Source organism: Exiguobacterium sp. B2(2022) (assembly GCF_028823655.1).
Lineage (GTDB): Bacteria > Bacillota > Bacilli > Exiguobacteriales > Exiguobacteriaceae > Exiguobacterium > Exiguobacterium aestuarii_A.
The window spans coordinates 22,707-29,317 of sequence record NZ_JAPEHX010000038.1 but is presented as its reverse complement, the minus strand read 5'-3'; the positions used below and the strand labels follow the sequence as shown (position 1 = coordinate 29,317).

Sequence of the window (6,611 nt, the reverse complement as noted above, 5' to 3'; positions counted from 1 at the left end):
CCCCCTGTGAGGATAGGACGTTGCCAGGCAACAACGCAGTAGACGATCAAGCATATGCTTGATCGTCTTTTTTTCATAGTCAATAGTTAAGGAGGAATAACAGATGGCTCCTTCTCGGAAAAATCCTTTTACATTTCTAGAGACTCTAGAACAGCATGTAAGTGAACATCGCGTATCCTTTCACGTCCCCGGACATCATAATGGTACCGTGAATGATCATACGTTACCGAGTGCATTTGCCAAGGTGATGCCATATGACCTGACAGAACTAGCACATTTAGATGATTTACATGACGCTTCTGGGATTATCGATCAAGCAGAAAAAGCATTGGGTGAACTGTATGAAAGTAAAAGTAAGTGGCTCGTCAATGGTTCAACTGTTGGAAATTGGAGCATGCTTGCGGCAACTGTAAAACGTGGTGAGCGAGTATACGTTCAACGAAACTCACATAAGTCGGTCTGGAACGCAATTGAATGGTTAGGGTTAAAACCAATCCTATTAACACCTACAATTGAACGTGGTACAGGAATTCCAACCGTGGTGACATTAGAAACGATTGAACAGGCTGTTCAAGAATTCCCGGGAGGACGAGCCGTCATGTTAACGTCTCCTACGTACTATGGAGACATGGCCGATATTCGTGCGATTTCAAATTATTTGTCTTCACTTGAGATTCCATTACTCGTCGATGAAGCACATGGTGCCCATTTAATTCATCCTAAATTGCTTCAGCGTTCTGCGATTTTTGAGGGAGCGAGTGCAGTTGTACAGTCTGCACATAAAACGCTACCTGCATTGACGATGGGAGCTTGGATTCACTATAAAGAAGACATCGATGAAATTCGGTTAAAGCATGCATTATCTGCATTTCAGACATCAAGTCCTTCTTATCTTATTATGGCTTCATTGGACTATGCACGGTCCTATTTAGAAAGTCTAACGGACGAAGCATGGTCTTCTATTCAAAAGAGTCATGCTCATTTTGTACTTGAGCTGAAGCGTGCAGGTTTTACTGTCAAAGTGGGGGACGATTTTACGAAAGTAACGATCATGACGTATCCGAAAAATGGATTAGTCTTTAGTGAACATCTTGCATCAATCGGAATCGATATTGAATTAGCTGCAGTGGATCATGTGTTATTCTGTTTGCCATTAAGGGAAATAACAAAGCAGGAAATTGAGCATTGGATTAAATTGATTAAAAAGGCAGCTACACATGTCCCAATCATTGATGAGGATGAAACGATTTTTCCCTTCCCTCAAACAGAACGTGTATCTGAACTTTATACGTTAGTAGGGAATGAACAAGTGCAACGTTTATCTTTCAAACAAGCAATCGGATTTGTTTCAGCAGAAACGGTGATTCCATATCCACCAGGGATTCCATGGATTCTAAAAGGAGAACGGATTACTGAGGAAAAAATACGAGTGCTCATGGAATGGATTTCTTTAGGGAGGAAGCTTCAAACAAGTAAGCATGTTATGATAGAGCAAATTGATGTTATTGTAGAGGAGTTTTAAAAAGTGAGCGGAATGTTTATAACGGTTGAAGGACCAGATGGATCAGGTAAGTCTACGCAACTTCAACTATTAGTCGAGAGTCTAAAACAAAAAGGATATGACATCGTTGTAACCCGTGAACCCGGAGGAACAACTGTGGGCAATCAAATCCGCGAAGTCTTATTATCCCCGGATCATCATGAGATGACGCCACGAGTGGAAATGATGCTTTATGCTGCTTCACGAGCACAGAATGTGGAACAAGTGATTCGTCCGGCATTGGAGCGAGGAGCAATTGTTCTTTGTGATCGCTTCATCGATGCATCTATCGCTTATCAAGGATACGGTTTACAATATGACCTTGATCAAATCCAGTCGCTGAATGAATGGGCAACGAACGGTTTGACACCGGATTTGACTTTTTTGTTTGACTTGAGCCCTGAAAGAGCGAGTGCACGAATGAAAGATCGAGGGCAACTCGATCGGATTGAAAGTCGTGATCAAGCGTTCCATGAGCGTGTTTACGAAGGATTTCAAACGTTACTCAAACAGTACCCAGAACGAATCATCCGAATTGATGCCGATCAATCGATTGAATGTATTCAAGATGAGGTCCTCGATTATACAATAGAACGATTACAACAAGGAGGCGTACAACAATGATGAAAATGGTAATTGCAATTGTACATGATAAGGATAGCGCACGTTTGTCTGATGCATTGGTCGAACAAGATTTTCGTGCAACGAAATTAGCTACAACAGGCGGATTTTTAAAAGAGGGGAATACAACGTTTATGATGGGTATTCCACAGGAACGCCTCGATGATTTAATGGATGTGATTCAATCGAACTGTTCGAGTCGCGATCAAATGATTACGCCAATCTCTCCAATGGGAGGACATGCTGATTCGTATATTCCTTACCCAGTCGAAGTACAAGTTGGAGGTGCGACTGTATTCGTCTTGCCGATTGAAGGATTCCATCAGTTTTAATGGGAGTTGGGCATATGCGTTTTCAGGAATTAAATGAGTCGCAAACAGTTGTTGCTCGAATCATTCAAAATTCAATCATTTCGAATAAAGTTGGGCATGCGTACATCTTTTCGGGCGATTATGAACCATACTTAATTGAAACAGCCACATTGTTTGCGAAAGCCTTGTTTTGTGAATCCCCACAAGGAGCAGAACCGTGTGGAGTGTGTCGAAATTGTCGACGCATGGATTCAAAAAACATTGTTGACTACATCGAAGTGGAGCCGGACGGAGCTAGCATTAAAAAAGAACAGATTCAACAATTACTCAGCGACCTATCGTTACGAGGTGCTGAAGGAGATCGCCAAGTGTATGTCATCCATCAAGCTCATAAGATGACGACTCAAGCGGCAAATAGTTTATTGAAGTTCTTTGAAGAACCGGGTGTGGGAAAACTTGCTATTTTGGTGACGACACAACCACAGTTACTTCTTCCGACGATTCGTTCGCGAGCTCAACAACTTGCTTTTCGCCCGATTGACCGTGCGAAGTTAGCACAAACGATGTCAGAAGAATTGTCGTGTACGTACGATTTGGCTTACCTTGCTTTAACCGTTTATCCAAAATGGGATGATGCGAAAGAAGCAGTTGAGCAGGAGTGGTTTGTACAGGCGTATGGGCTAGTGGTACAATTAATTGAAGTATTGACGAAACGACCTCAAGAGTTGCTCTTGTTCGCCCAGGAAAAATGGTTAGGACATTTCAGAGGACGAAATGAGTTACGAGTTGGCCTCGAATTATTCGAACATTGGTTAGAGGAGGCACTTCATCTCAAAGTGCGAGATACGTATACTCCAAAGCTATTTAAGAACGAGGCGGCTTTATATAACGCATTTATTCAGAATCGATCTGTCTCTAAACTCACACATGCAATTGAAAGTGTGCATGCGGCAATTCGACGTCTCGAGGCAAACGTCAATCCTCAATTAACTTTCGAACGACTTTCGTTCGATTTGCAGAAAGGATAGAAGCGCGTGCTTGAAGTAGTTGGAGTCCGCTTTAAAGAAGCGGGAAAAATCTATTACTTTTCACCAGGCGATGCAACGCTTAAACGTGGGGAACATGTCATCGTTGAAACGGTACGTGGCATTGAGTATGGCGAAGTCGTCCAAGTCGATAAAAAGCTCGGCGAAGATGAAGTCGTCATGCCGTTGAAGACAATCCTTCGCGTCGCGGACCAAAAGGATGCGGATATCGTACACGATAATCGACTGGCAGCCGTTGATGCTCACGCCGTCTGTGAAGAAAAAATTCGAGAACATCAATTAGACATGAAGTTAGTCGATGTTGAGTATACATTTGATCGCAATAAAGTGATTTTTTATTTTACTGCCGAGGGTCGCGTCGACTTTCGAGAATTGGTAAAGGACTTGGCTAGCGTGTTTCGGACACGGATCGAACTCCGACAAATCGGTGTTCGTGACGAAGCGAAGCTACTAAGTGGGATTGGACCATGTGGTCGAGTTCTTTGTTGTTCGTCATTTCTTGGGGAGTTTGAACCAGTTTCCATCAAAATGGCCAAAGACCAGAATCTTTCGTTAAATCCGAATAAAATTTCTGGAGTGTGTGGTCGTTTGATGTGCTGTTTAAAATATGAGAATGACACATACGAAGAATTAAAACGCGATTTACCAGACGTCGGCAAGCGAATCAAAATTCCAGAAGGTGATGGTCGTGTAATCGGTCTCAACATTTTGGACCAACTTATTCAAGTTGAACTTCACGATCGGACGCGTGTCGTCACATATACGATTGATGAACTTGTTGAAGTGGGTGCGATTAAACGAAAACCGTCAAAACAGTGATGGGGTGCTGAGCAGTGGAAAGAATGGACAAAAAAGAAGTGATGATGCGTGTAGATGCGATCGAGCAACAGATGCAACTCTTAACGGAGCACTTAGGCGTATTAAAAGAACAGCTCGCCTATTTGCTTGAAGAGAATCAGCATATGTATCTAGAGAATCATCACTTGCGCGAAAAAGTCGAACAATTGGCAGAAGTTGATACGACAAATGGTGATTCACAAATCGCATTGTCTGGAAAAGGGCAGAACAATTTGGCTGCGCTGTATCAAGAAGGATTCCATATTTGTAACCTCCATTATGGACAGGTACGAAAAGATGGGGATTGTCTCTTCTGTTTGTCGATGCTCAATAAACATTAATACGGGGCGATAGATAGGGATTCCCTATCCGTCGCCTTTCTTTTATAGAAGGAGGAAACAATGGTAACGGTAAAGGATGGAGAGCGCCTCGATGATTTGCTTGGACGCCCTGGCAAGATTATTCAAAGTGACGATGTGTTCTCGTTTTCATTAGATGCGGTACTACTAGCGGAGTTTGTATGGGTACCGATTCAAAAAGGGCAATTGGTCGATTTGTGCGCCGGTACGGGAGCAATCCCACTTTTCTTGTCGTATCGTACAAAAGGAACGATTACAGGTGTAGAGATTCAATCGAAACTCGTCGATATGGCGAATCGAAGCATGGCGGTCAATCGCCTCGAGAATCGCATTCAAGTTGTAGAGGGGGACGTCAAAGCGGCAGCGGCACAACTCGGGCACGCTCGTTATGATGTGGTCACGTGTAATCCTCCGTATTTTCTAGCAAATGAAACGTCATTGCGGAATCAAAACGAACACCATACCATTGCACGCCATGAGGTGTTGTGCACGCTAGAAGATTGTATTAAAACGGCTAGCCAACTCGTCAAACCAGGAGGGAAAGTGGCGTTCGTGCATCGGCCAGAACGTTTACTCGACATCCTGACATTGATGCGTACCTACCGAATTGAACCGAAGCGAATGCAGCTCGTATATCCGAAAGCTGGACGCGAAGCGAATACGTTATTAATCGAGGGATCGAAAGATGGAAAAGCAGGTCTTAAAATTTTACCACCATTTGTTGTATATGAAGAAGACGATACGTATACGGAAGCGATGCGAGCCATTCTCGATGCCTAAACATTATACGTATATCGTGGAATGTCAGGACGGGACGTATTATACAGGCTATACAACGAATGTGGAAAAGAGAATCATTGCACATAATGCCGGGAAAGGGGCGAAGTATACGAAAGCTCGCCTTCCCGTACGACTTCGGTATGTGCAATCGTTCGATACGAAACGGGAGGCCATGCAGTACGAATGGTCCATTAAACAATTGACCCGCGCGCAAAAAGAGAAGTTGATGGAGGGGACGACTAATGAATTCACAGAAGAGTTATCAAACTGAACAACCAACGTTGTATGTCGTACCAACGCCAATCGGCAATTTGGAAGATATGACATATCGAGCGGTGCGAACGCTTCAAGAAGTGGATTTAATCGCAGCGGAAGACACTCGCCAAACGATGAAGCTTTGTCGCCACTTTGAAATTCCAACAAAACTGATTAGCTATCATGAACACAACAAAGAAGTAAGTGGACCGAGACTGATTGAAGATCTTTTGGCTGGAAAGTCGGTTGCGGTTGTTTCGGATGCTGGAATGCCTGGTATTTCAGATCCGGGGAGTGATCTCGTACGGTTAGCCATCGAGGCAAACATTCCGGTAGTCGTCTTACCAGGTGCCAATGCAGCACTTACAGCGTTGGTTGCTTCAGGTCTTCCGACAGAACGTTTCCTCTATTACGGTTTTTTGCCACGTAAAAAGAAAGATCGCGTCGATGTCCTCGAATCGATTCAATATGAGCCGGGCACGATTGTTTTTTATGAAGCCCCTCATCGATTGAAGGAAATGTTAACGGCGATTCGACAAGTGTTTGGTAACCGTCAGCTCGTATTAGGTAGAGAGTTAACCAAAACGTTCGAAGAGTTTTTGAGAGGATCAGTCGATGAAGCGTTACAGTGGTGCGAAGGTGAAGTACGCGGAGAGTTCGTCGTTCTTGTGAGCGGTGCGACAGAAGCGGCACCTACGACAATGTGGTGGGAAGCGCTCTCTGTCTATGAACATGTTGTTCATTATATAGAAGAGGGACTGAAGCCGAACGCGGCCATTAAGCAGACCGCAAAAGACCGTGGTGAATCACGAAACGATGTATATGATGCGTATCATCAACTGCACAAAAAAGAGTAAGCAAG

The 6,611-nt window shown here is 43.7% G+C and carries 9 protein-coding genes; all 9 read left to right on the top strand.

Going from position 1 to position 6,611, the window contains the following annotated elements; translation table 11 throughout:
* Nucleotides 1-103: 103 nt before the first annotated feature.
* From ON063_RS09140 to rsmI, 9 genes are read left to right on the top strand one after another with little or no spacing between them, the layout of a single operon-like run.
* Nucleotides 104-1,522: an aminotransferase class I/II-fold pyridoxal phosphate-dependent enzyme gene (locus ON063_RS09140; protein WP_274664923.1), complete on the top strand. Its 1,419-nt coding sequence runs from the start codon at nucleotides 104-106 to the stop codon at nucleotides 1,520-1,522.
* Between the two features lie 3 nt (nucleotides 1,523-1,525).
* Nucleotides 1,526-2,164 carry a dTMP kinase gene (gene tmk, locus ON063_RS09135; RefSeq protein ID WP_214761660.1) on the top strand — a complete coding sequence of 213 codons (639 nt, stop codon included), beginning with the start codon at nucleotides 1,526-1,528 and terminating at the stop codon, nucleotides 2,162-2,164.
* Entirely contained in the window at nucleotides 2,164-2,493 is a 330-nt protein-coding gene (locus tag ON063_RS09130) for a cyclic-di-AMP receptor (protein WP_031421800.1), read from the top strand. Before tmk ends, ON063_RS09130 begins: the two co-directional genes overlap by 1 nt.
* A 14-nt stretch (nucleotides 2,494-2,507) precedes the next feature.
* Complete coding sequence (locus ON063_RS09125) at nucleotides 2,508-3,500, top strand: DNA polymerase III subunit delta' (protein ID WP_274664922.1); 993 nt, start codon at nucleotides 2,508-2,510, stop codon at nucleotides 3,498-3,500.
* A 6-nt stretch (nucleotides 3,501-3,506) separates the two neighbouring features.
* Nucleotides 3,507-4,337, top strand: coding sequence for a PSP1 domain-containing protein (locus ON063_RS09120; RefSeq protein WP_274664921.1), 831 nt, complete (start codon nucleotides 3,507-3,509; stop codon nucleotides 4,335-4,337).
* A 23-nt stretch (nucleotides 4,338-4,360) separates the two neighbouring features.
* Nucleotides 4,361-4,696, top strand: a complete 336-nt coding sequence (yabA, locus tag ON063_RS09115; RefSeq protein WP_012727746.1) for a DNA replication initiation control protein YabA — start codon at nucleotides 4,361-4,363, stop codon at nucleotides 4,694-4,696.
* Nucleotides 4,697-4,756: 60 nt separating this feature from the next.
* Nucleotides 4,757-5,494 carry a tRNA1(Val) (adenine(37)-N6)-methyltransferase gene (locus ON063_RS09110; protein ID WP_214697164.1) on the top strand — a complete coding sequence of 246 codons (738 nt, stop codon included), beginning with the start codon at nucleotides 4,757-4,759 and terminating at the stop codon, nucleotides 5,492-5,494.
* Nucleotides 5,487-5,765, top strand: a complete 279-nt coding sequence (locus ON063_RS09105; RefSeq protein ID WP_074036574.1) for a GIY-YIG nuclease family protein — start codon at nucleotides 5,487-5,489, stop codon at nucleotides 5,763-5,765. Before ON063_RS09110 ends, ON063_RS09105 begins: the two co-directional genes overlap by 8 nt.
* Nucleotides 5,737-6,606 (top strand): 16S rRNA (cytidine(1402)-2'-O)-methyltransferase, encoded by an 870-nt coding sequence (gene rsmI, locus ON063_RS09100; RefSeq protein ID WP_214697166.1) that lies wholly within the window; start codon nucleotides 5,737-5,739, stop codon nucleotides 6,604-6,606. Before ON063_RS09105 ends, rsmI begins: the two co-directional genes overlap by 29 nt.
* Nucleotides 6,607-6,611: the final 5 nt, after the last annotated feature.

Excerpts from the sequence above, each read along its gene's own strand:
- ON063_RS09140 (WP_274664923.1), top strand. The coding sequence starts at position 104 with ATGGCTCCTTCTCGGAAAAATCCTTTTACATTTCTAGAGACTCTAGAA.
- yabA (WP_012727746.1), top strand. The coding sequence starts at position 4,361 with ATGGACAAAAAAGAAGTGATGATGCGTGTAGATGCGATCGAGCAACAG.
- ON063_RS09125 (WP_274664922.1), top strand. The coding sequence starts at position 2,508 with ATGCGTTTTCAGGAATTAAATGAGTCGCAAACAGTTGTTGCTCGAATC.
- ON063_RS09110 (WP_214697164.1), top strand. The coding sequence starts at position 4,757 with ATGGTAACGGTAAAGGATGGAGAGCGCCTCGATGATTTGCTTGGACGC.
- ON063_RS09130 (WP_031421800.1), top strand. The coding sequence starts at position 2,164 with ATGAAAATGGTAATTGCAATTGTACATGATAAGGATAGCGCACGTTTG.
- ON063_RS09105 (WP_074036574.1), top strand. The coding sequence starts at position 5,487 with ATGCCTAAACATTATACGTATATCGTGGAATGTCAGGACGGGACGTAT.
- rsmI (WP_214697166.1), top strand. The coding sequence starts at position 5,737 with ATGAATTCACAGAAGAGTTATCAAACTGAACAACCAACGTTGTATGTC.